We start from the raw sequence: 23,807 nt of genomic DNA on the forward strand, positions 1-23,807 counted from the left end.
CACAGGGTCAGATTATCACTGCGCCACCAGGCGATCAGGTGTCATCATCTTTCCGCATTATCCTCAACAATCACCGCCACGCGTTGCCCTGCACGTACAGCGCTGCCTGGCTGCACGCTGACCTGCTGAACAATGCCGTCGCACGGCGCCAGAAGAGGGATCTCCATCTTCATCGACTCCAGCACCACCAGTGTATCGCCTTCCCGCACCCGGCTGCCCGCCGTCGCCTGCACCTGCCATAAATTGCCGGAAACCGGGCTTTCAACCCCCTGCTCGCCCGGCTGCAGCGGCGCGTCGCCGCCTTCATCGGCCACACTTTCCTGGCTGTCGAAATGGGCCTGCCCGCTGGCGATCCAGCGGTCACGTTCCGCATTGAATGCGGCTTGCTGGTGATCGCGAAACCGACCGATACTCTGCGCTTCACGGGCGAGGAAATCCTGATATTCCGCCAGCCGCAGCGTGCTGTGCTCGATGCGCAGCGGATAGCGACCGAGGGGAAAATCGCGGCGAATCTGCAACAGCTCACTGGCCGGGACCGGATAAAAACGAATCTGATCGAAAAAGCGCAGCAGCCAGGGTTTACCGCCAAAATCAGCGACTTCATGATACCGGTTCCACATCTGCAGCGTGCGGCCGACAAACTGATAGCCGCCTGGCCCCTCCATGCCATACACACACAGATAGGCACCGCCGATGCCAACCGAGTTTTCCGCCGTCCAGGTGCGGGCCGGATTATATTTTGTCGTCACCAGCCGATGACGGGGATCCAGCGGCGTGGCGACCGGCGCGCCGAGGTAGACATCGCCCAGCCCCATCACCAGATAGCTGGCTTCAAAGACCGTGTTCCAGACAGCCTGCTCATCCGGCAGATCGTTTATACGGCGGATAAATTCAAGATTACTCGGGCACCACGGCGCATCCTGCCGCACGGTGGTCATATATTTTTCGATGGCCTTCTGACAGGCCGGATCGTCCCAGGAGAGCGGCAGATGCACCACGCGTGTGGGAACCTGAAGGTCATCACTCATGCAGACCCTCTCCCACTCACCGCGCACCCACATCAGCAGCACGTCGGGCGTCAGCGTCTCCGGCTGAAAGTGGATTTGCAGCGAGCGGATCCCCGGCGTGATATCAATAATACCGTTGCGGGATTGCGCTTCCAGCGCCTGCATCAACGCATGAATGCGAAAACGTAACACCAGATCCAGTTCCGGCTCGCCAGCCTCCAGCAGCAGATGCGTATCACCAGAGAGGCGCGCCACCAGGCGTTTATCCGCTGCGCCGCAGGTCATCACGATGGGAGAAATCAGCGGCGCAGGCTGCCAGTCTGTTTCCTGTGGCTGGAGCGTGGTCAGCTCGGTGCGTCGGCCCTCTGCCAGTCGGCGGGCGGTAGGAATATCCACCGCGACAAACTGCACTTTGTCACCGGCTTTGAGCTGTCCCAGTTGCCAGAGGTCAGCCTCGATTACCGTCACCGGGCAGACGAACCCGCCAAGGCTCGGGCCATCCGGCCCCAGAATCACCGGCATATCACCTGTAAAATCGACCGCGCCGATCGCGTACGGGTTGTCATGGATGTTTGAGGGGTGCAGCCCTGCTTCACCGCCGCTGTCGCGGGTCCAGATTGGCTTTGGCCCGATCAGGCGAACGCCGGTCCGGCTGGAGTTAAAATGCACTTCCCATTCTGTGGCAAAAAACGTCTCGATATACTTCAGCGCAAAAAACTCAGGCGCACCGTGCGGACCATAAATGACGCGCAGCGTGCGCACCGTAGCAAGCTCTGTGTGCAGTCCGACGGGCAGTTCCGATCCGGTTGCGCTCGCAGAACGCGGAGCGAGATGCAGCACGTCACCGCTACGCAGTGCCCGTCCGGCATGTCCGCCAAACTGACCAAGGGTGAAGGTGCTTTTGCTGCCTAAATAGTCCGGCACCTGAATGCCGCCGCTCAGACAGAGATAACTTCTGACGCCAGCGCCACTTATCGCGCCCAGCTTCAGTGTTGTCCCGGCCGGAATGGTAAATACAGAATTCATTGACTGCCCGACGCCATCCAGTGTGACAGTGAGCGGCGCGCCAGAGATCACCGCCTGAATCTCAGTGTTAAATTTCAGGGTGGGTCCATTCAGGGTGATTTCCAGCGCGGCGTCACCCTCCTCATTGCCCAGCAGACGGTTGCCCAGACGCAGTGCGCGATCGTCCATCGGCCCCGACGGCGGCACGCCCACCGCCCAGTATCCCAGACGTCCGGGATAATCCTGAACGCTGGTCTGGGTTCCGGCACTCACCACTTCAACCGTTGCCGCCTGATAGGCGAGCTGCTCCAGGCAGCGGGTCCAGGGTTCGCCAGCCGTGAAGAGCGAGAAGGCCAGAATCTGCAACAGATAGAGGCGATTGGTTTCTACGCCATAGAAACGGGTCTCCGCCAGCGCCTGTGCCAGGGTGGCGATGGCTTCCTCGCGAGTGGGGCGCCAGGTGATAACTTTTGCCAGCATCGGGTCGAAGAATGGCGGGACTTCACAGCCGGCTTCCACCCAGCGGTCAATACGCAGGGTTTTACCGTCGGCTGCCGGAAAGAGGACTTCGGTTAACAGCCCGGGCGAAGGCTGGAACTGCCGCCCCGGATCTTCCGCATAAATTCGCGCCTGCACAGCATGGCCCTGAGGATTCAGCGTGGCGGCTAACGCATGAAGCGGAGGAAGATCGCCTGCTGCCAGCTCAATCATCCACTGCACCAGGTCAACACCCCACACCTGCTCCGTGACGCCATGTTCAACCTGCAGCCGGGTATTCACTTCAAGGAAATAGAACTGCTGCGCCGCGCTGTCATAGACAAACTCAACCGTTCCGGCGCTGCGATAGTTCACCGCTTTTCCCAGCGCGATAGCCGCCGCGCATAAAGCCTCCGCCATACCTGCGGGCAGATTCGGCGCTGGCGTCTCTTCGATCACTTTCTGGTTACGCCGCTGTACCGAGCAGTCGCGTACGCCCAGCGCGATTACCTCGCCCTTTCCGTCACCGAAAATCTGCACTTCAAGATGTCGGGCGCGTTCGATATATTTTTCGAGAAATACCCCGGCATCGCTGAAGTTGTTCTGGCCGAGGCGCTGGACCGTTTCAAACGCCTCTGACAGCGCATTCGCATCACGACAGACACGCATACCGATGCCACCGCCGCCCGCGGTGCTTTTGAGCATCACCGGATAGCCGACCCTCTCTGCGGCGCGGCGGGCTTCGCTGATATCCGCCAGCAGTTCACTGCCTTCCAGCAACGGCACCCCTTCGGCTTCGGCCAGCGCGCGGGCCGTGTGTTTCAGGCCAAAAGTCCGCAACTGCTGCGGTGTGGGGCCGACAAAAATCAGACCGGCAGCCTCGCACGCCTCAGCAAAGGCGGCGTTTTCCGAAAGGAAACCGTAGCCAGGATGAATCGCTTTCGCCCCGCTCTGCTGCGCGGCGGCGATGATCTTTTCCGTCACCAGATAGGTTTGTGCAGCCGGGCCTTCGCCAAGGCTTAGCGCCACATCCGCCTCGCGGATATGTAAACTGCTCAGGTCGGCTTCAGAGTAAACGGCGACCCCTTTCACCTGCATGACACGCAGCGTGCGCAGGATGCGACAGGCGATAGCACCGCGATTAGCAATCAGTAAGGTATCAAACATAAGCGAACTCTCAGGGATGCGGGTCGTCCCGCAAAATTCGATATTCCCTGGGGCCGTCCCCGGGGCTGACCGGCACGTAACAGGCGTACGCCGGTGGTGTGTTGAGAGGTCTGACGCAAAAGGCTGAGAAACTCAGTCCCGCTTGTCGCCATGGCAACGCTGACTCAGTTCCACACCAGCACTTCGGCGGGCGTCGGGTTCCAGCCGTTACAGGGGTTATTCAGCTGCGGGCAGTTGGAGATCAGCACCATCACATTGCATTCGGCTACCAGCTCAACGTATTTGCCGGGTGCCGATAGCCCATCTTCAAAGGTCAGACCGCCTCCTGGCGTGACCGGAACGTTCATGAAAAAATTGATGTTGGCACCGATATCACGTTTGTGAAGGCGGCCATCGTGCAGGCAGGCACAGAGAAAGTTATCCCGGCAGCTGTGCATGTAGCGCTTATCCTGGGCATAGCGCACGGTGTTGCTCTCCTGCGAGCAGGCTCCGCCCAGGGTATCGTGACGACCGCAGGTGTCGGCGACGATAGTCAGCAGCGGATTGCCCAGATTCGAATAGAGCACGCTGCCGGTGGTCAGATAGACGTTTCCCTGACGACGCAGCGTGCGCTGAGGATCGTAGCGTTCCCGCGGGTTATCGCTGTTATAGAACAGGGTATCAATTGCCTGATTCCCTTCGAGGTCGAGCAGGCGCAGCGTCTGCCCTTTTTTCACTTCGAACAGCCAGGGTTCGCCTGCCGGTATCACGTGGCGATAGACGGCATCTTCAGGACGACGATCAGAGTTGATAAGGGTCATCGCAGCCTCCTTACAGGGCAAAAAGTTGGGTGTTATGAAGCGCGCGCTGGTTTTCACCACGCGTGACCATCGCTTCGCTGACGGCCTGCATATCGTCGGCCTGATACCAGCTCAGCTGGACCGGACGCGGGAGATAGTCAGCGGCGGGATCCTGCGGATGTGGCAGCGCGGTCAGCACCATCAGCACGTCCATGGGTGCGTACAGTTCAGTGAAATCGCCGGCGCAGCTGTTGCCCGCGCTGAACCGGAAGCGGCCCTTCTCATCAACCGTGACCATGCTGAAAAAGTTGACGACCATCAGCAGATCTTCCAGACCCAGATCCCATTTGCCCATCTCAACCAGCAGGTTATCGGTGCCGTTGCGGTAGAAGCCGTTGCGCAGCTCCTGATAGCGTCCGGCTCCATACTTATCGTGCGTTTCCGCCGCGTTGAGTACGCCGCCAAACGGGTCGTGCCAGCCGCAGCTATCCGCCACAATCGCGGCCAGTACGCGTCCCATGTCGGAGTAGAAACAGTGCCCGGTGGTCAGGCGAGCCGTATGCTGGCCTTTCAGGGTATCCGGCAGATTCAGGCGTTCACTTTTCTCGTGGGGATTGAGCATCATCATGCTGACGTTCGCGCCGCCCTCGATGTCGGTCAGGCGCAGGATTTGCCCTTTGCGCAGAATCAGCGAGGTGTGCCCTCCGCCAGGCAGCTGCTCTTCGCGCAGGCTCGGAGCTGAATGAAAAAGTGCGGTCATTGAGCGGTCTCCTTGAGGGGATAAATGTTGTTTTTACTGCCGGTTGCCAGCTGCGACAGCCGCGTTTCATTAAGCGGGATGTCGTAAGTGATACGCGCGCCCCAGGCATTGGGGGCCTGAGGATCGATGCGCACTTTGTCGAAAACCAGCAGCCGGGTGCCAAGATTGAAGCCTTCGGCAAGGTCGTGAGTGACCATAAACACCGTCATGCGGGTTTCGCTCCAGAGCTGGAGCAGCAGCGCATGCATATCTTTGCGGATGCCGGGGTCCAGCGCGCCGAAGGGCTCATCCAGCAGCAGTACGCGCGGCTGCATGACAAAAGCCTGCGCAATCGCCAGCCGCTGCTGCATCCCGCCCGAAAGCTGCGCCGGATATTTATCGAGAGAATGGCCCAGCCCGACTTTCTCCAGCATCTGTTTTGCCTGCTCACGGGCATGGCGTTTTCGGGTGCCAAACAGCCGGCCAGTAAACGGTGAAGCCGGAAGTTCGAGGCCAATGGCGACGTTATCCAGCACGTTGAGATGAGGAAAAACCGAATAACGCTGAAACACCACGCCACGGCTGCGATCGGGTTCCGCGCGCAGCTGTTCGCCATCCAGCGTGATCGATCCCCGTGTCGGCTTTTCCTGACCCAGCAGCAGGCGTAAAAACGTCGACTTACCACAGCCGGACGCCCCCACCAGCGAGCAGAATTCACCTTCTTTGACCTGCAGATTGATGCGTTCCAGCACCACGTGGTCGCCATACTCCTGCCAGATATTTTTGATATCGATAAAACTCATTCCCGGCCTCCTTCCGCCCAGGGGAAACAGGCTTTGTGCAATTGACGCAGCGCGAGATCCATCAGCCACGCCAGCAGCGTGATCCAGATGACATAGGGAATGATCACATCCATCGCCATATAGCGACGAACCAGGAAAATGCGATAGCCCAGTCCGGCGGTTGCGGAAATGGCTTCGGCGGAGATCAGAAAGAGCCATGCGGATCCCAGCAACAGGCGCAGCGAGGTGATCAGCCGCGACAAGAGCTGCGGCAGCACAACCCGCAGCACCACCGTCCAGCTGTTCGCCCCCAGAGTTTGTGCTTTGATAAACAGCTCTGCGGGGATTTCCCGCGCCCGATGTTCAAGGTCGCGCGCCAGCATCGGCGTAATCCCGATAACAATCAGCATCACTTTTGACAGCTCATCCAGCCCGAAGACGATAAACAGCATCGGCAGGAGCGCCAGCGGTGGGATCATCGACACCACGGTCATAAAGGGTGACAGCGCCGCGCGACTCATCGGGAAGACGCCCGCAGCAACACCGATGCAGAGACCAATCAGTGAAGAGATCGCCAGGCCAGTCAGCAGACGGCTTAAGCTAATCCACGTATCCGCCCACAGCAGATATTCGCCGCTGCGCTTGTCCGGTGTGAAGGCCATCCGATCAATGGCGGCGATCATCTGTGACAGGCCGGGCAGCAGTTTGTCGTGTGGGTTGGCTTCAAGACGCACCGCCGAACTGATAAACCAGACGGCGATCAGCAGCACAAAAGGTAATAGCATCAGCGTCAGGCGCATTCCCTGCCGGGGATAGCGGTTGATGTGGCGCATGGCAAATACTCCTGAGATCGGTGATTACAGCTTGCCCGCAGCGGCCATCTTCAGATAGCTGTCGTCAAAGCGCAGTTTGATGTTCGCTGTATCACCGACGGTGATGTTGCCAGGGAAGCTCATACCGATGAAGTCAGCGCTTTGTGCGCCCTCGCCCAGTAATCCCTTATCAAAGGAGAACGCGGCGACGCGCTGCATGGTTTTCGCCAGATCGGGGGAAGAAACAAATGCCTGGGTTTCGGCTGGGGTCCAGAACAGGTGGGTGGTTTTCAGCTGCGCCTTGTATCCGGCGAGGTCAGTACCGGAATCGGCAGCCATCGCGCTCAGCGCCTGCGCATCTCCGGCCTGCATTTTCGCCATCATCTCAAACCAGGCTCCGGTCAGTGCCTTACCCAGCGCGGGGTTATCTTTCAGGGTCTCGGTGTTCACCACCATCATGTCAATCAGTTCGCCCGGCACGGCCGAAGAGCTGAACACTTCTGTGGTCTGTGGGGTTTTCTTGATCACTGAAAGCTGCGGATTCCAGGCAACCGCCGCCTGCACGCCGCTGGTACCAAAGGCGGAGACGATATCGGCATCGGAGGTGTTCACGACCTTAACGTCTTTTTCCTGTAAACCGGCCTTCTCCAGACCGCGAACCAGCAGGTAGTGCGAAACCGACAGCGCAGGAAGATAGACTGACATCCCTTTCAGGTCGCTGAGTTTTTTGTTTGCGCCTTTCAGCACCACACCGTCATTGCCATCGGAGAAGCTGCCGGTGATCAGCGCCGTGGAATCAATGCCGCCCGCCGCAGGTATGGTCAGGGCATCCATGTTGGTCATGGTGCAGCCGTCGAACTGACCCGCGGTGTACTGGTTGATCGACTCGATATAGTCATTGAGCTGGGTGATATGAATTTTGATGCCGTATTTGCTGGCCCATTTATCGATGATTTTCTCGTTGCTGATGGTGCCCCACGGCATCCAGCCCGCATAGATGGTCCAGCAGATATTGAACTCTTTTTTGACCGCGGCGAAAGATGGCGCGCTGACCAGCAGCGTCAGCGACAGAATAAGCGTCAGGAGGGGTGATTTCTTCATGGTTGACCTCTGGTTGGCACAAAAAAACGGGAGCAGCGCAAGACACCACTTGGTGCCGCTGTCTCCCGGGCTTTTGTCCCGCCGTGTAACCTCGCAGAGGTCGCCAGCTCTCGGACCAGACATTCACCTGCGTGAACCGGAACCCTAGCCAGCTATTTGCTATCAATTGTGTCGAACGCTGCTTACTGTTCAGACTTCAGCAAATGGCGTGCCAGAAATTAACTTACGTAAAATCAGAGAAATAGAGAGAGCATAATCCAGAAGGCACCGGGATGGTGAGTCAGTAACGGGCGTTGCACATTATCAGTGCCGGACAGGCAAGAGATATCAGAACCCTCAGTCAGTCTCTTTTCGTACTCACATCTATGCCGGAATGCAGACCCGGACCGTGACGCCCATCACTTATCGCTATATAATCCAATGCATAACGTATTTTGAGGATAGTTAATGAAGCGCTTCTGGCAGGCATGCACACTCGGTTTACTGATACTCCTTCCGCTCTTTTCCCAGGCATCGCGCCAGATAACCGATCAGACAGGCCGTCAGGTCACGATTCCTGACCGTGTTGATCGTATTGTGGTGCTTCAGCATCAGACGCTTAACCTGCTGGTGCAGATGAACGCGACCGATAAAATCGTCGGTGTGATGGCGAACTGGAAGCAGCAACTTGGCGACAGCTATGCCCGCCTGGCTCCTGAGCTGAATCAGAAAGCGACACTGGGGGATCTGACGCATGTTGATCCCGAAAAACTGGTGGCGCTGCATCCGCAGGTGGTGTTTGTAACCAACTATGCGCCGCATGAAATGATCGACAGCATTACCGTGCTGGGCATTCCGGTGGTGGCTATCTCACTGCGTCATGACGAGCCGGGTGAAAAGGCAAAAATGAACCCGTCTATCCGCGATGAGGAAATGGCCTATGACAAAGGACTACGTGAAGGGATTTCGCTTATCGGCGAGATCATCAATAAACCGGCAGAAGCAAAAGCGCTGATTACGGCCACCGATGAGGGCCACAAAATCGTCAGCGATCGCCTGAAGGATGTTCCGGCGGAAAAACGCATTCGCGCCTATATGGCGAACCCGGAACTGACCACCTACGGCTCAGGAAAATATACCGGCCTGATGATGCTGCATGCGGGCGCGGTCAACGTCGCCGCAGCGACTGTAAAGGGATTCAAAACCGTGTCGATGGAGCAGGTCATCGCCTGGGATCCGCAGGTGATTTTTGTGCAGGAGCGTTATCCCTCCGTCGTGAATGAAATCAACAGTTCACCACAGTGGCAGGCTATCGACGCGGTAAAAAATCATCGCGTCTGGCTGATGCCGGACTACGCCAAAGCATGGGGTTATCCAATGCCGGAAGCGATGGGGATTGGAGAATTGTGGATGGCGAAAAAACTCTATCCGCAGAAATTTCAGGATGTGGACATGAATAAGCTGGCCAATAAGTGGTATCAGCGCTTCTATCGCACCGCTTATCAGGGAACAGAGTGATGCGCGTACTGGCGGCGGGCAGCCTGAAAGCGGTCTGGCCCGCGCTGATGGCGTACTTTCCTGAGCCAGTTGAAACCCGGTTTGGCCCCGCCGGTCTGCTTCGCGAACGGATTGAAGCCGGTGAGCCCTGCGATCTCTTTGCTTCAGCCAGTGAGGAGCATCCGCAAAAATTGCTGAACGCTGGGCGAGCGCTGGCAGTCATACCGTTCACGACTAATAAACTCTGCATCACGGTTCGCAGCGATCGGCTACAGGCGGGAGACGACTGGTATCAGCTAGTGACCCGCGACACACTGCGGATCGCAACCTCTACGCCCACAGCCGATCCCTCTGGCGACTACGCGCAGGCCCTTTTCACCCGGATGGGCAAAGCCGGTGAAGCGGTGCGCCAGCGCGCAAAGGCACTGGTGGGTGGGCGTGACTCTGCACCGATTCCCGCAGGCAGGCTGGCGGCAGAATGGATTATCCTGGAGGATCAGGCGGATCTGTTTATCGGTTATGCCAGCCATCGGGCTGCCCTGAGCCAGATTGCCGGACTGAAAGTTGTTGATATCCCTGCGGCTTTCAATTCTGTTGCGCGCTACGCCTGTGCAGTCATTACACCCGAGGCGCGTCGGCTGGCGGATTTTTTAGAATCGGAGCAGGCAAAAAAGGTACTGCGGGAAGCGGGGTTTGGCGGGGAGTAAATGCCTTTTCTGTCGCGGATGACTTTGCGCCCTGCCAGCATCTCGCTTTAAGGGCGCGAAACACCGCTCATTAAAGCTTAGCGAAATCCACCTTAAGCTTGTGACTGATATGTTCAGCCTGCTCGGTGGCACTATCAGCCTCGCCAGTCAGGATAAAAGCGATCGCGAAGGCGAAATCAAACGCCGCGCCCAGATCCTGTCCACTCAGCAAATTGCCATCTTTCACTACCGAGGCATTAACGTAAACGCCATCGGTGACACCTTCTGATGACGTACCAGAACTGACATAGCGACGCCCCCTTAAAAGACCCTGTGGCGCCAGCACTCTGGCCGCTGCGGAGCAGATTGGGCAGACCAGGCGGCCCGCCTCATCATGGCGGCGAATAAAATCTATCACTGCCGCATTTGCCGCCAGATTTTTGCTGCCGTCAGGACCACCCGGCACAATCACCGCATCAAACAGCCTGTCCCGATTCGCCTCCAGCAGCTCATCGGCGACAACCTTCACATGATGATAACTGTTCACTTCGCGATAGGGCTGACAGGCCAGGGTTGTAACCTGAACGCCCAGGCGTGAGAGGATGTCGAGAGTGATAATAGCCTCAGCTTCTTCAAAGCCAGGGGCAAGCAGCAGAGCAACATTCTTATCCATGAAAATTCCTTTTTAATTGGTGTGGATGAAGCAGAGAGCGTTTAATCCTGGTCTGTGCAGGCGCACCCTTTACTGATCCGAATCAAGTCTGAGCAGGGTTTTTAAACGGCAGCGGGCGACACTACCGTGGTGCGTCATGAAGTAAGTGCGCTTAAAACTCTTCCGGCTCGCCCGGCAGTGGCTCGGTCAGTTCCTGCCCCTTTACACCGGCATAGGTAATCACCAGTTCGGCTGGCTCATCCAGGGTGTAACCGCGATGCGCGCTGTTGACCGTCTCATTGAGGGCTTCACCCGCATGGAAGGTACGCTGTTCGCCGCTCTCTTTATCCTCAACAATCAGGGTGCCGGAAAGAATAAACGCCGCATTCGGCATTGGATGGGTATGCCAGGGCAATGACGTATGGGCAGGCAGTGAGAGCCGCATAACAGTCAGCTCAGGTTCGCCGGTGGGATAGGCCTCAAGAACGTCACCGTTCCAGGCCTGGCTGCTGCGCATCACTTCAACCGCGTTAATTTCGTTATCTTGCTTCGACATGGTTAATCCCTGTTAATAATCAATAGAATGCCAGTAGTGACCAATAAGTAAGCTTAGAAGAAAACTGTGTTGATGCCCGCCTGCGTTTTAATAAGCCTGTTAACAGGAATTTTCCGCCAGCGAACAGAGGGATGAAAACCGGCCATTAGCGGACTGGCTGAATTGCTGATTAATTAATGTTCAATATTCGCGTTGTGGTTATAAGATATATTCCTCAGTCAGTACGCAACCTGTGAGTTCTGTATTATCTTTGAAGCCATCAACCACCTGAGGGATTTCTGATAATGAAAGGTCTGTTTACGGCATTACTCGCCAGTTCTGTTCTACTATTATCCGCCTGCTCAAAAGATGACGATAACAAAGTTAAAGTAGCGATTAATACCGGGCCTGATGAAGCAATCTGGCAGGTGGTAAAGCAGGTGGCGAAAGATAAATACAAGCTGGATGTCGAAGTGCTTAACTTCAATGACTATGTGCTGCCAAATGAAGCGCTGAATAACAAAGAAGTTGATGCTAACGCTTTCCAGAGCCTGCCTTATCTGGAATCACAGTCTAAAGAGCGCGGCTATAAGTTTGCGGTAGTGGGTAAAACGTTCGTCTTCCCGATTGCTGCCTATTCGCACAAAATCAAGAACATCAGTGAGCTGCAGAATGGTGCCACTATCACCATCTCTAACGAAGCCACCACGCTGGGACGCAGCCTGCTGCTGCTGCAGGCGCAGGGTCTGATTAAACTTAAACCGGATGTGGGTTATTTACCGACCTCACTGGATATCATCGAAAATCCAAAAAATCTGAAGCTGGTTGAAGTGGACACCCCACAGCTGACCCGCACCTTAGACGATCCCAACGTGACCCTGTCGATCATTAATACTAATTTCTCGGCTCAGGCTGGATTATCAGCGCACCGCGATGGCTTATTTATGGAAAGTGCCTCATCGCCTTACGTCAATGCGCTGGTATCACGTGAAGATAATAAAGACAGCGATAAAATTCAGAAGCTGAAGTCAGCGCTGCAGTCACCGGAGGTGGCGGCCAAAGCCGAAGAAGTTTACAAGGGTGATGCGATTAAAGGCTGGTGAGTTGCCCGATAATCGATCATTAACGATCAAAAAAGGCCGCACTCTGTTGCGGCCTTTTTTATATCTGCACTTTTCTGCACATCTACTACCTGCACATCTGCCAGCACTTATACATCCGTGCCAGCCCGCAAGATCACAGGAACGGTTACGCAGCTGCGCCTTTTGGCTGAGCAGAGAGATGCCCTGCCCACAGACTGGCGACCCATTTCACCCCTTTAGACGTAAAACGTGCCTGAGAGAAAGCGTGCTGATTTTCGCCCGTGCCGGTATGCAGCGTAAAGTAGCCGGCCTGCATATGGTAGTGCTGCGGCGTCAGGGTGCCTTTTGCGCGATACATAATGTTGCGCTCCAGCAGAAACTGGCGAAACTCCGGTTCTTTCACTTTCAGCATTTTGCAGAGCTGCCGAAAGCCCAGCGAGTCATCAACCTCAACGAAGTTATCAAAGAACGCCGCCTTGGGTGCCGAGAGAGCCAGTTGCTGCTCCGCCGCCTGACGCTGTTCAAACTGCTCAGCCCAGGCGCGAGCGGCTTCAGCCGGATTGGTAAAGTCAGGCAGATGGGTCGTCTTCTCGCGATCCTGCCAGCGATCCAGCACTTCTGCAGTGAAGCCTGGCGACAGGCGTGCCACGGCCAGCAGCGAGTCACGCTTGCACAGACTGTACTCCTGACGCACTTCCCCTTCCCGCTCATACTCATTCACGCTGAGCGGCTGGGAGAGACGCTGAGCCGTCTCCAGACTTTTGATTAACCGCTTCACTTCTCCGTGTGTAATACCGGTCATCTGAGCCAGTTCACGACTGCTCATTGTGACCGATTGTTCCAGAGATTTGAGGCTTTCAGTTGAAATCATCATGGGTTCACCCCTCGCTAACGCTACCAATACCCGGCGGGCAGTCGATTAATTATACAAACACCTGTTCAAATATCCAGTATTTTATTTAAGCAATAACGTAACTGGAAGCTGTTACGCAAACAACAGGGTGTGAGGCGGTTTGGCGGGCTGAAGCGTGCGTGTTGAATGCTTTGCAGGAGACGTTGCAGGCTTTTCCTGCAGCATAAGCGGGTAATCCATCGCTCAGTTATTTACATATAATCACAATGATGGACACAGACTCTTTACATTACAGTATAGTGAAGGCTGTCAGCAGGTTACTGGCCTGCCGGGCGCACTATTTTTGATTCGGGGTGCAGGGGCGCAATCTGGCCCGTTACCACTGGATGTCACCTTTTACTGGAGTAAGTCATGCAGCCGTTGAAAGTCGCCTTTATTAAAGCTAACTGGCACAGCGAAATCGTTTCTCAGGTTCTGACAGGATTCGAACAGGAACTGGAAAGCCGCGGTACCTCATATGAGATTAAAACATGGGATGTGCCGGGCGCTTTTGAAATGCCGCTGCTGGCGCAACGCCTGGCGCAGACCGGCAACTACGATGCGATTGTCTGTGCAGCACTGGTGGTGGATGGCGGCATCTATCGCCATGATTTCGTCGCGCAGGCTGTGGTAAGTGGTCTGATGCAGGCACAGCTGGCAACCAATGTGCCCGTCTTCTCGGTGTCACTCACGCCGCATAATTTCCAGCCATCGGCCGAGTTTATCGACTTCTATACTCAGCACTTCGTGAAAAAAGGTCAGGAAGCGGCGCGAGCCGTCTGCCAGATTCACGCCCTGGAACTCTGATACGACTGTAACGAATGCTGACAATGCGTTTGCCTGCGCTGTTAAGGAGAGAAAGTTGGAAAATACACGTCCGCCTCTACCGCCATTTACCCTGGCTGCACAGGCGATTGAAAAAGTCCGGCTGGCTGAGGATGGCTGGAATAGCCGGGATGCGGAGCGAGTCGCTCTGGCCTATTCAGCGGACAGTAAATGGCGCAATCGCGATACCTTTCTGACCGGCCGGGCAGAAATCATCGCCTTCCTTCAGCAAAAATGGCAGCGGGAGCAGCAGTATCGGCTGATTAAAGAGTTGTGGAGTTTTGACCAGAACCGGATTGCGGTGCGGTTCGCCTATGAATGGCATGACGAGCAACGGCAGTGGTATCGCTCATATGGCAACGAGAACTGGGCCTTTGATGAGCAGGGTTTAATGCAGCAGCGTTATGCCAGCATCAACGATCTGAAAATCAGTGAAGAACAGCGGCTGTTTCACTGGCCGCAGGGCCGACGCCCTGACGACCATGCTTCACTGAGCGAACTGGGCTTATAGTGCCAGCCCTTCCAGCGGAGAGCGCAGCTCTCCGCCGTCATCCACTCAGCCCTGCTCGTCCTTGTTCTCAACAAAGGTCGCTTTGTTGCGTGTGACCGTATAAGCCACTTTTTTAACATCTTCCGGTGACGTGGTCACTTCTACCGGTGCAATGGTCACCCGACCCATACCAAACAGAGTGGGTACATAGCCACCGACCTGGTGTTTTCCGGCCGGAACATGCAGCAGCATGCTTTCGCCGTTAGGCAATCTGCCGGCGTCTTTACCATCTACAGTCAGGAATACACTGGAGCCATCATCTGCGCGGGTCTTGATGTGTGAGACATCAATCTGCGTCGGGCCAGCAGCAAATTCATCTGGCGCATCGCTGGCGGCATGTTTTGCACAGCCAGTCAGTACAGCAGCAACCGTTACAACGGCGAGACTAAAACGATAACGCATTGGGCACTCTTTCTCCTGATCATCAGAACCCGCTATTTTAGCAATTTAGCGGGAGGATGTAAGGGGGATAAGAGTCGGCATGCTCTTAAAAGAGGCTTAAAAGTACCGATTTCCCGGTATATTTGCGTAAAGAATATTTACTGAATAAATACACAGTATTTTTATTGCCTGATCGCATCGCTTTTAACCTGCTGATCAGCATAAATTTAATCGGAGAATAACAACGAATAAGCGTAGCGTCACAGGCACATAGCGCCGATTTGCCTTAACTCTGCCTCTGTTAATTGGCTGTTATAAGGTTCATAGTAGTGGTTCATCCCCGGTTAATCCCGGCGGCCTTCCCCTCTACAGAGGGCACGATATGCATTCTTATACCACCGATACTGTTTGCGCCCTAACCGGCACCCATCCCGCTAACCTGAAGAGCTGGATGAAGCAGGGATTACTGACGCCGCAGCAGTATCAGGAACGCTGGAGTGATCATCACCTCAGTGAAATCCAGACCCTGGTTGGCTTAACAGCCACTGGCGCGACACTCGACGAAATCTGGCAAGGTCAGCAGGCTGCTTCGACGGTCACCACCTATGGCTGGGCGGCGCGCAAAGGCGACCTGCTCTGGCAACTGGAATTTGGCACACCGCTGTCGCTTTCACGCCAGATGCACACGATGTCCAGCCACTATAGCGGTGATGATTTCGTCATTAATCTCCTGCGGCCGCTGAGCGCCTGGCTTTACGCCGATCTCCGTCGGGGAGCGTCACGTCGCCTCAACCGTTTTGAGCAAACCGTGCAGCAGCAGGCGGATAAAGTCATGCGCGCCTCATCGCGCAATGAATCTTCTATTCCTCTGTTTCTGGAAGCGGTGAGCGTACTTGATAAAACCGAAATCTGGCTTGAAGCCATTCGTCTTACTGCGATGGGCTTTAATGTCGAGGTTGACTCGCGTGCAACCGGGCTGCCAGCCGTTAAAACCGACCTTCATCAGCATCATGTGATGTGGTGTGGTGCCGGCATCAGCCAGCAGATGCAGGACTATTTTGAACAGCAGAGTCTGGATGGCCATCCGGTAATGCTCAGTGGACCTGATTGTAACCTGCAATTTGCTCAATCCAACGCCTCCAGCGCTGCCTGACAGCAGGCAGCGCCTTCTTTACCCCCGTTTTTCCGCGCCAGTAAATATTTTTTTTCGTTAAGAATCTCTTAAGGTGGTTCCGTATACTGGTGCCACAACCCTGACTCATTGACGAGACTAAGATGAAAAAGACCTTACTGACCTTCAGCCTTCTCCTGTTACCACTCACTTTTACTGCTGCTCACGCGGCCTCTGACCTGACCGGTTGTGCAGCCAAAAAGCAGGAGATTGAGACTCAGCTCTCTTTTGCCCGCCAGCACAATAATACCCATCAGGTTGCCGGCCTTGAAAAAGCGCTGAGCGAAGTAAATCAGAACTGTACCGAAAGCAGTCTGCTAAAGCAGCGTCAGGAAAAAGTGGCAGAGAAAAAGTTGAAGGTACAGGAACGCGAACAGGAACTGGCTAAAGCGAAAGCTGAAGGCCGCAGCGCCAGCAAGATCCAGAAGCGCGAAGATAAACTGGCTGACGCTCGCCAGGAACTGAAAGAAGCCGAGCAGGCTCTGCATCAGTAAAACTCATTCTGGCCAGCCACTGCGCTGGCCCGTTATTCTCCCTTCCCCAGCCCTGACCCTCTCTCCTTTCTAAATACCTGATTAGCCTGCGCTATTAACGTCCAATCCATTACTTTATGTAATCCTTTGATTACTTATTCTCATGCACTTAATTGGTGCAGTAAAGTCAACATGGTTACGATCAATTATTTAACTTTTTGAACGCCCTCAAAGATTTGAAAGATAGCGATATTTCCTGTCTTATGCAGAAATTACGCACTCCACGCGCATCTTTATTCGTCTGTAAGGGGCCAGCAATACTAATCTATTCACTTACCCTGCCCCAAAACAGGGCATTACTGCGTTGTGTCATGGCTGATGCCACATCTTATTTGTTTCAGTAGTGTTAGATTATGTCGGCGCAATGCAATGCGCTCTCCATCCACGGCTCCACACAATAAATAACTTCATTAAGAAAGGTTTTTTATGGATAAGTTATCTTATGCGTCTGAAAGCAGCACATCTGCCTGGTCCACCTATTTACAGCAAATCGACCGGGTTGCGCCCTATCTGGGCGATCTTTCACGTTGGATAGATACTTTGCGTCATCCAAAACGTGCGTTGATTGTTGATATTCCTCTCCAGATGGATGATGGCTCAATTCGCCATTTCGAAGGCTATCGCGTTCAGCACAACCTTTCGCGCGGCCCAGGAAAAGGCGGTATTCGCTACCATCCGGATGTCGACCTTAATGAAGTGATGGCGCTCTCCGCATGGATGACCATCAAATGTGCGGCGGTTAACCTGCCTTATGGCGGCGCTAAGGGCGGTATCCGCGTTGATCCGTTCAAACTGTCCGACGGTGAACTTGAGCGACTGACCCGCCGTTACACCAGCGAGATCGGCATCATCATCGGGCCGCAAAAAGATATTCCTGCGCCAGACGTCGGGACCAACAGCAAAGTGATGGCGTGGATGATGGATACCTACTCCATGAACCACGGCACAACGATTACCGGCGTTGTCACGGGCAAACCGATTCATCTGGGCGGTTCACTGGGGCGTGAAAAAGCCACCGGTCGCGGCGTGTTTATTACGGGACGCGAAGTGGCACGCCGTGCAGGTATTGAAATTGAAGGCGCACGCGTTGCGGTCCAGGGCTTCGGTAACGTCGGCAGCGAAGCGGCACGCCTGTTTGATGAGGCGGGTGCTCGTGTGGTAGTGATTCAGGATCACACCGCGACGCTGTTTAATGCCGATGGCATCAACATGGCTGCCCTGACCGAATGGCAGATCGCCAATAAGCAGATTGCCGGTTTCCCTGGTGCGCAGAGCATTGATAAAGAGGCGTTCTGGACCACAGGGATGGATATTCTGATCCCGGCGGCACTGGAAGGTCAGATTACCCGTGAGCGTGCTGAAGTCCTGAGTTGCAAAATCGTGCTGGAAGGCGCAAACGGCCCGACCTATCCGGATGCCGATGACATGCTGGCCACCCGCGGCATTATCGTGGTGCCGGACGTGGTCTGTAATGCCGGTGGCGTGACCGTCAGCTACTTCGAGTGGGTTCAGGACATGGCCAGCTTCTTCTGGAGCGAAGATGAGATCAATCGTCGCTCAGACAAGATCATGACGGAAGCGATGGTACACGTCTGGGAAAAGTCGAAGGAGAAAGATTGCTCGCTGCGTACCGCGGCCTATATCGTGGCCTGTGAGCGTATTCTGATGGCGCGTAAAGATCGCGGTATCTACCCGGGTTAATGCCTGTGGCGCTGTTGCCTGCAGCAGCGCCCTTTTCCCTGACTACTTCATCAGCACCTGAAACTTCGGATTAAATTCATCGAAAATCGGTAAAGCGGCGGCGCCGAGAGCGGCTGTATCGCTGCCGGTCATGCCAATTTTTAGTCGCATATCGTTAAGATAGCGTCCGCGCACCGACTGATAAAGCGGCGGCAAGCGCTGCACCATCTGCTCCAGCAACGGCGCAGGCATCATCCCGCCAATAATCACCGCCTCAGCATCAAACACCGACTCCAGAATATTGATCGCCTGTCGCAACGGCGTCGTCACATTCTCAATCCATGCGGTAAAACGCGCGGGTTCAATCTGTAACAGATCTTCGGGCAGCGCCCGCATTGGATCGAGACCGCAGAATTCATAAGCGGCCTGCAGCGAGACGTAACGCTCGAGGCAGCCCTGATTTCCGCAGTAGCAGTCGCGACCGCCCGGCTCGACCACAATGTGTCCGATTTCGCCCGCATTATGAGCGTGGCCGGTATAGATATGACCATCGGTGAAGATCCCCGCGCCCAGGCCGGTGCCGATATAGAGATAGATAAAGGAGTTCAGGTGGCGCGCCGTGCCGTGAAAGCGTTCGCCGATGGCGGCGACCGTAGCATCATTTTCCAGCGTCACCGGCAGACCACTGATGGTGGCGAGTTCAGCCTCGATATCGACCTGCTCCCAGCCGTTCAGCGTGGTCGGCCCCACTGATGAAATGCCCTCCACACCAAAAGGCCCTGGCATCACCACGCCAATCCCCAGCACTTTCTGCCACTGAGTACCCAGGAAGGCGCGCATCTCCTCCAGCACGCTGGCAATGCACGCCAGGGTGGCAGCAGGCTGGGGCTTTTGCACCAGAACGAGGCGGCGGAAACGCACTTCGCCGCTGAGATCGACCAGAACCAGCAGCAGCGTCTGGTGATCAAGATGGATGCCGATCGACCAGGCACTGGTGGGATTGAGCGTAACCGGAATTGAGGGCTGACCACGCCCGCTGCGGCGCGGCTGGCGGCTGGTCAGCAGTTCGGCCTGCTCCAGTTCCGCCACGATATTCGAGACGGTCTGCGGCGTCAGCGCCGTCATGCGGGCCAGTTCGGCACGGGTCAGTTCACCGTGCAGACGAATAGCTTCAATCACCACACGCCGGTTGTGCGCCCGCGCATGTTCAAGGTTGGTACCCGAGGTTTTCATGTTGTTTTCCATTTCAGCGGGACCCGACAGTATTGGTCTCCGAATGCATTCGGGCAAACAATATCTTTGATGCTGCACGCAATTCTCGCGCATCAGGATAGGCAATTTTGCCATAAAAGCGCAGTCTGAGTTTCAGCGTTGTTACGGCTTTGTTGCTATGCCCTCCGGCACTGTGGCACGCCGTTTGCTTAGATTCAGACAGGTCAGTTCACCCACTGACCAAAATTACGCCCCCGATTAAATCAATCAAATTGATTTAATTAACCGACAGCCTGTTGCTGCACAGTGGAGAAGACCATGTCACAGCGTTACACACCCCAACTAAAAGCCGGTTTTGCCGCCTTACTGATGTTAAGCGCAGGCAGCGCGGCGGCGGCCAGCCAGATCAATGCCCTGTTTATGACCCAGGCGGCTTACAGCGAAAATGATATCCGCGCGATGACGCAAAATTTTCAGAAGCAGCACCCGGATGTCAGCATCAATCTGGAGTTTGTTCCTTATGAGGCGCTGCACGACAAGATTGTGGCAGCGCGTGGCGCGGGCGGCAATGGCTATGATGTGGTGCTGTTCGATGCCATCTGGCCAGCGGAATTCGCCCGTTTCGATTTGCTGCAGGATGTCAGCGCACGCATTACGCCAGAGGATAAAGAGAAGGTCTTCCCGGGCGCGATGAACACCGTGGTTTACAAAGGTAAAACGCTGGGTATGCCGTGGATCCTCGACACCAAATACCTTTACTACAACAAAGCGATGCTGGCTAAAGCGGGCATCACCACGCCGCCACAGACCTGGCAGCAGGTGCTGGATGACGCGAAGATCATCAAGGATAAAAAGATTGTCACCTGGCCGCTGGTCTGGAGCTGGTCCCAGGCTGAGGCACTGGTGTGTGACTACACCACACTTGTTTCAGGCTTTGGTGGTCAGTTCTATCAGAACGGCAAACTTAACTTCTCCAGCCCGGCTTCACTCAAGGCGCTTAACCTGATGAAAAGCTCGCTTGATGAGGGCCTGAGTAACCCGGCGTCGCGTGAATATCTGGAAGAGGATGTGCGTAAATCGTTTTCTAATGGCGATGCGGCTTTCGCGCTGAACTGGACCTACATGTACAACATGGCCAACGATCCGAAGCAGAGCAAAGTGGCGGGCGACGTTGGGATCATGCCTGCGCCCGGCGATGCGCCAGGAAAAGTGGGGGCGGTAAACGGCTCAATGGGGCTGGGGATCACCAAAGGCAGCACCCATGCCAACGAGGCCTGGCAGTACATTCAGTACATGACCTCACAGCCGGTACAAAACCAGTATGCGAAGCTCAGCCTGCCGATCTGGAAATCCTCTTATCAGGATGAGGCGGTGAAAAAGGATCAGGAGAGCCTGATCGCCGCGGCGGACAAATCACTAAACGTGATGCTGTCACGTCCGGAGACCGCTGACTATTCCCGTCTGTCGAACCAGCTGCAACAGCAGTTACAGCAGGTGTTGCTGGGTAAAGCCCCGGCGCAGGACGCGATGGCGACGGTTGATAAAAGCGCCGCCCGGCTGCGTTAAGGAGTCACGATGCTGAGTTTGCGTCAACGCGAACAGCGTCAGGCATGGGTGCTGCTGGCACCCATGTTGCTGGTGATGCTGCTGTTAACCGCCTGGCCTCTGCTGCGTACCATCTGGCTCAGCTTTACCGATGCTGCGCTGATTGGCAGTGGTGAAACGCCTGCCTGGATTGGGCTGGAAAACTATCTCTATGCGCTTAGCGATCCCGACTTTCGGGCGTCGATCTGGCGCACACTCTATTTCACCCTTGTGTCTGTCACCGTTGAAGGGATTATCGGCGTGCTGGTGGCGCTGCTGCTGAATCAGAAATTCATCGGGCGCAACGTTTTGCGGGTGCTGGTGATTCTGCCGTGGGCGCTGCCGACCATCGTCAACGCCATGATGTGGCGGCTCAACTTTAACCCTGATTACGGCAGTATCAATGCCCTGCTCAGCCAGCTCGGTATCATTGACGGTTATCGCAGCTGGCTGGGATCGCCGGAGGCGGCGCTCAATGCAGTGATGTTTGCGGATATCTGGAAAAACTATCCGCTGGTCACCCTGCTGGTGCTGGCGGCGCTGCAGTCGATCCCCGAGGATCTGTTTGAAGCGGCACGACTGGACGGTGCCTCCGCCTGGCGGCGTTTCCGGGCGATTACCTTCCCGGCGATTGTTGCACCGCTCGGTGTCGCGCTGGTGTTACGCACCATCGATGCCTTCAAAATCTTCGACATCATCTACGTGATGACGCGCGGCGGCCCGGTGGACAGCACCAAGACCCTGAGCTTTTTCGTTTATCAGGAGTCGTTCAGCTATCTGCGTGCCGGCAGCGGTGCCGCCTACGCGATACTGATGACCCTGATGTGCGCCCTTCTGATCACGCTCTATCTGCTGATGTTATGGCATCAGCGCCGCCGGAGTACCGCTTATGAAAACTAAACTGCGACGGGTCCTGCGTTACGGGGCTGCGCTGCTGGTCGCCGTCAGCATTCTGGCCCCGATGGGCTGGCTGTTTCTGATGAGTGTCAGTTCTGCCAGCGATCTCTCCCGCGTGCCGCTGGAGTGGCTGCCGCGTCAGTGGGATTTCAGTCGCTATCAGGGGCTGGTTTCGCTGGCACCGAATCAGCCCGGCAACGTTTTTCTGCACGCGCTGGGCAACAGTTTGCTGGTGGCGACGGTGGCCACAGCGATCTCGCTGCTGCTGGCGATACCCGCGGCGTTCAGCTTCTCACGCTACAGTGGTCGTGATGCCTGGCTTTCCGGCGCTCTGGCAATCTATATGGTGCCGCCTGTGGCGTTTGTGCTGCCGCTCTACTTTCTGCTGCAACAACTGGGGCTGCTCAACACCCGTCCCGGCCTGGTGATGGTCTACTGTTCGCTGATCCTGCCGTTTCTGACCTGGATGCTGAAGAACCAGTTCGACTCACTGCCACGTGATATCGAACAGGCAGCACGGCTTGATGGCCTGCGCTTCTGGCAGGTTCTGCTGCGCATTACGCTGCCGCTGGCAAAGCCGGTGCTGGGCGCTGCCGCGCTGTTCGGCTGGCTGCTCGCCTGGGATGAGTTTTTCTACGCGCTGCTGTTTACCAGCAATATTTCGGCACAGACCCTGCCGGTCGCCATTGCCGGTTTTACCGCAGGACGCGCGACCGATGACGGGCTGATCGCGGCTATCGGCATTCTGGCTTCGGTGCCGCCACTGTTTATTGCCATCTGGTTGCAGAAGACGCTGGTCAGCGGTCTCACCAGCGGCGGAAGTAAGGGATAATTATGGTCACTACCCTCACGCCCACCCTCTATGTGGTGGGCAATATAAATGTTGATTTAATCATGAGTACGCTCAGCGACTGGCCGCAGCGCGGCACGGAAGTGATGCTGCAGCACAGCGAGTTACGTCCCGGCGGGTCCGCAGGTAACTGTGCGCTGGCGCTGGAGGCGATGCAGGTGCCGCATCGGGCCATTGCCAATCAGGGCGACGATGGCTTCAGTCACTGGCTCGCCAGTCACTTTCCTCATAGCGCTGCATACTGGCCGCGCTATGCCTGTGAAACCTCGCTGACGGTAGGCGTGACCCATCCCGATAACGAACGCTCGTTTCTCAGCAATCACGGCCATATTACCGTGCTGACCGCGGACGATGTGCTGGCCCAGTTGCCGTCGCAGGCGACGCCGGGCGACATCGTCCTGCTGTGCGGCACCTTTCTCTGTCTGGAACTCTATGATCACTACCCGGCGCTGCTGGCCGCGCTGCAACAGCGTGGCTTCTGTGTCGCCGTGGATACCGGCTGGCCGCCTGCGGGCTGGAGCGATGGGCTTCGCTTACAGATTGGCAACTGGTTAGCGGACTGTGACTGGCTACTGCTGAATGAGGTGGAAGCGCTGGGCTTATCGGGCGCAGAACTGCTGGATCAAAGCGGTAAACAGCTGGCGGCCCGGCTCAGTGGTCGCGGCGGCTGTGTGATTAAGTGTGGCGCAGAGGGCGCACGTCTCTGGTCTGCCGCCTCTGTGCAGTATGCTGCTGCCCAGCCGGTGACGGTGGTAGATACCATTGGTGCCGGTGACAGTTTTAATGCCGGTTTTCTTACTGCACTGCTCTATCACCAGCCATCGCACACGGCGCTGCGCTGGGGCATTGAAGTGGCATCACAGGCGATAAGCAGCTCTCCGCGCCGCTATCCCAGCTGGCAACAACTCCAACTATCAAATGAGGTGCGCTGA

23 protein-coding genes and 1 riboswitch are annotated in these 23,807 nt (G+C 55.9%); of the genes, 12 read left to right on the plus strand and 11 right to left on the minus strand.

Annotated features, from left to right (window positions below):
- Nucleotides 1-44: 44 nt before the first annotated feature.
- The 6 genes from uca to LC417_RS12425 all read right to left on the minus strand — a co-directional run bounded on the left by uca (nucleotide 45) and on the right by LC417_RS12425 (nucleotide 7,869).
- Complete coding sequence (gene uca / locus LC417_RS12400; protein ID WP_223565917.1) at nucleotides 45-3,656, minus strand: urea carboxylase; 3,612 nt, start codon at nucleotides 3,654-3,656, stop codon at nucleotides 45-47.
- Nucleotides 3,657-3,820: 164 nt separating this feature from the next.
- Nucleotides 3,821-4,456 carry an urea amidolyase associated protein UAAP2 gene (locus tag LC417_RS12405; RefSeq protein ID WP_223565918.1) on the minus strand — a complete coding sequence of 212 codons (636 nt, stop codon included), beginning with the start codon at nucleotides 4,454-4,456 and terminating at the stop codon, nucleotides 3,821-3,823.
- Between the two features lie 10 nt (nucleotides 4,457-4,466).
- Entirely contained in the window at nucleotides 4,467-5,195 is a 729-nt protein-coding gene (locus LC417_RS12410; protein WP_223565919.1) for an urea amidolyase associated protein UAAP1, read from the minus strand.
- A complete protein-coding gene (locus LC417_RS12415; RefSeq protein ID WP_223565920.1) occupies nucleotides 5,192-5,977 on the minus strand; it encodes an ABC transporter ATP-binding protein in 786 nt (261 codons plus the stop codon). Before LC417_RS12415 ends, LC417_RS12410 begins: the two co-directional genes overlap by 4 nt.
- Complete coding sequence (locus LC417_RS12420) at nucleotides 5,974-6,789, minus strand: ABC transporter permease (RefSeq protein WP_010247123.1); 816 nt, start codon at nucleotides 6,787-6,789, stop codon at nucleotides 5,974-5,976. The genes LC417_RS12415 and LC417_RS12420 overlap by 4 nt, the downstream gene beginning before the upstream one ends.
- Nucleotides 6,790-6,813: 24 nt before the next feature.
- Entirely contained in the window at nucleotides 6,814-7,869 is a 1,056-nt protein-coding gene (locus LC417_RS12425; protein WP_223565921.1) for a putative urea ABC transporter substrate-binding protein, read from the minus strand.
- A 60-nt stretch (nucleotides 7,870-7,929) separates the two neighbouring features.
- Nucleotides 7,930-8,028, minus strand: a riboswitch (guanidine-I (ykkC/yxkD leader).
- A gap of 288 nt (nucleotides 8,029-8,316) precedes the next feature.
- Between LC417_RS12425 and LC417_RS12430 the strand changes: the two genes are divergently transcribed.
- Entirely contained in the window at nucleotides 8,317-9,366 is a 1,050-nt protein-coding gene (locus LC417_RS12430) for an ABC transporter substrate-binding protein (RefSeq protein ID WP_223565922.1), read from the plus strand.
- A complete protein-coding gene (locus LC417_RS12435; RefSeq protein WP_223565923.1) occupies nucleotides 9,366-10,052 on the plus strand; it encodes a molybdate ABC transporter substrate-binding protein in 687 nt (228 codons plus the stop codon). Before LC417_RS12430 ends, LC417_RS12435 begins: the two co-directional genes overlap by 1 nt.
- A 70-nt stretch (nucleotides 10,053-10,122) precedes the next feature.
- Here the strand turns inward: LC417_RS12435 and LC417_RS12440 are convergent, their stop codons facing one another.
- Complete coding sequence (locus LC417_RS12440) at nucleotides 10,123-10,704, minus strand: DJ-1/PfpI family protein (RefSeq protein WP_010670359.1); 582 nt, start codon at nucleotides 10,702-10,704, stop codon at nucleotides 10,123-10,125.
- A gap of 151 nt (nucleotides 10,705-10,855) precedes the next feature.
- On the minus strand, nucleotides 10,856-11,239 hold the full coding sequence (locus LC417_RS12445; RefSeq protein WP_010670360.1) for a cupin domain-containing protein: 384 nt from the start codon (nucleotides 11,237-11,239) through the stop codon (nucleotides 10,856-10,858).
- A 284-nt stretch (nucleotides 11,240-11,523) separates the two neighbouring features.
- Between LC417_RS12445 and LC417_RS12450 the strand changes: the two genes are divergently transcribed.
- Entirely contained in the window at nucleotides 11,524-12,321 is a 798-nt protein-coding gene (locus tag LC417_RS12450; protein WP_010247110.1) for a MetQ/NlpA family ABC transporter substrate-binding protein, read from the plus strand.
- Nucleotides 12,322-12,466: 145 nt separating this feature from the next.
- Here LC417_RS12450 and LC417_RS12455 read toward each other — a convergent pair whose 3' ends face one another.
- Nucleotides 12,467-13,174 (minus strand): phage antirepressor KilAC domain-containing protein, encoded by a 708-nt coding sequence (locus LC417_RS12455; RefSeq protein ID WP_064690785.1) that lies wholly within the window; start codon nucleotides 13,172-13,174, stop codon nucleotides 12,467-12,469.
- 390 nt (nucleotides 13,175-13,564) lie between these two features.
- Between LC417_RS12455 and LC417_RS12460 the strand changes: the two genes are divergently transcribed.
- Entirely contained in the window at nucleotides 13,565-13,999 is a 435-nt protein-coding gene (locus LC417_RS12460) for a 6,7-dimethyl-8-ribityllumazine synthase (protein ID WP_010247107.1), read from the plus strand.
- Nucleotides 14,000-14,054: 55 nt separating this feature from the next.
- Complete coding sequence (locus tag LC417_RS12465; RefSeq protein ID WP_022624329.1) at nucleotides 14,055-14,528, plus strand: nuclear transport factor 2 family protein; 474 nt, start codon at nucleotides 14,055-14,057, stop codon at nucleotides 14,526-14,528.
- A gap of 45 nt (nucleotides 14,529-14,573) precedes the next feature.
- On the opposite strand, the gene LC417_RS12470 is transcribed toward LC417_RS12465, so the two are convergent.
- Entirely contained in the window at nucleotides 14,574-14,969 is a 396-nt protein-coding gene (locus LC417_RS12470; protein ID WP_010247102.1) for a hypothetical protein, read from the minus strand.
- A gap of 361 nt (nucleotides 14,970-15,330) precedes the next feature.
- On the opposite strand from LC417_RS12470, the gene LC417_RS12475 reads away from it, so the two are divergent.
- The 3 genes from LC417_RS12475 (at nucleotide 15,331) to LC417_RS12485 (ending at nucleotide 18,353) form a co-directional block, all read left to right on the plus strand.
- On the plus strand, nucleotides 15,331-16,101 hold the full coding sequence (locus LC417_RS12475; protein ID WP_163641354.1) for a MerR family transcriptional regulator: 771 nt from the start codon (nucleotides 15,331-15,333) through the stop codon (nucleotides 16,099-16,101).
- Nucleotides 16,102-16,223: 122 nt separating this feature from the next.
- Nucleotides 16,224-16,613 (plus strand): DUF1090 domain-containing protein, encoded by a 390-nt coding sequence (locus LC417_RS12480; protein WP_050679344.1) that lies wholly within the window; start codon nucleotides 16,224-16,226, stop codon nucleotides 16,611-16,613.
- Between the two features lie 465 nt (nucleotides 16,614-17,078).
- Nucleotides 17,079-18,353 carry a Glu/Leu/Phe/Val dehydrogenase gene (locus LC417_RS12485; protein ID WP_010247095.1) on the plus strand — a complete coding sequence of 425 codons (1,275 nt, stop codon included), beginning with the start codon at nucleotides 17,079-17,081 and terminating at the stop codon, nucleotides 18,351-18,353.
- 42 nt (nucleotides 18,354-18,395) lie between these two features.
- Here the strand turns inward: LC417_RS12485 and LC417_RS12490 are convergent, their stop codons facing one another.
- Nucleotides 18,396-19,565 (minus strand): ROK family transcriptional regulator, encoded by a 1,170-nt coding sequence (locus LC417_RS12490; RefSeq protein WP_010247093.1) that lies wholly within the window; start codon nucleotides 19,563-19,565, stop codon nucleotides 18,396-18,398.
- Between the two features lie 297 nt (nucleotides 19,566-19,862).
- Here LC417_RS12490 and LC417_RS12495 point away from each other — a divergent pair, with 297 nt between their 5' ends.
- The 4 genes from LC417_RS12495 to LC417_RS12510 are packed head-to-tail and all read left to right on the plus strand — an operon-like array spanning nucleotide 19,863 to nucleotide 23,807.
- Nucleotides 19,863-21,110, plus strand: a complete 1,248-nt coding sequence (locus LC417_RS12495) for an extracellular solute-binding protein (protein ID WP_223565924.1) — start codon at nucleotides 19,863-19,865, stop codon at nucleotides 21,108-21,110.
- A 9-nt stretch (nucleotides 21,111-21,119) separates the two neighbouring features.
- Complete coding sequence (locus LC417_RS12500) at nucleotides 21,120-22,028, plus strand: carbohydrate ABC transporter permease (RefSeq protein ID WP_022624334.1); 909 nt, start codon at nucleotides 21,120-21,122, stop codon at nucleotides 22,026-22,028.
- Nucleotides 22,018-22,857, plus strand: coding sequence for a carbohydrate ABC transporter permease (locus tag LC417_RS12505; RefSeq protein WP_033760458.1), 840 nt, complete (start codon nucleotides 22,018-22,020; stop codon nucleotides 22,855-22,857). The genes LC417_RS12500 and LC417_RS12505 overlap by 11 nt, the downstream gene beginning before the upstream one ends.
- 2 nt (nucleotides 22,858-22,859) lie before the next feature.
- Nucleotides 22,860-23,807 carry a carbohydrate kinase family protein gene (locus LC417_RS12510; RefSeq protein WP_010247086.1) on the plus strand — a complete coding sequence of 316 codons (948 nt, stop codon included), beginning with the start codon at nucleotides 22,860-22,862 and terminating at the stop codon, nucleotides 23,805-23,807.

The sequence above is a fragment of the Pantoea sp. OVA07A genome (assembly GCF_019969975.1).
GTDB lineage: Bacteria > Pseudomonadota > Gammaproteobacteria > Enterobacterales > Enterobacteriaceae > Pantoea > Pantoea agglomerans.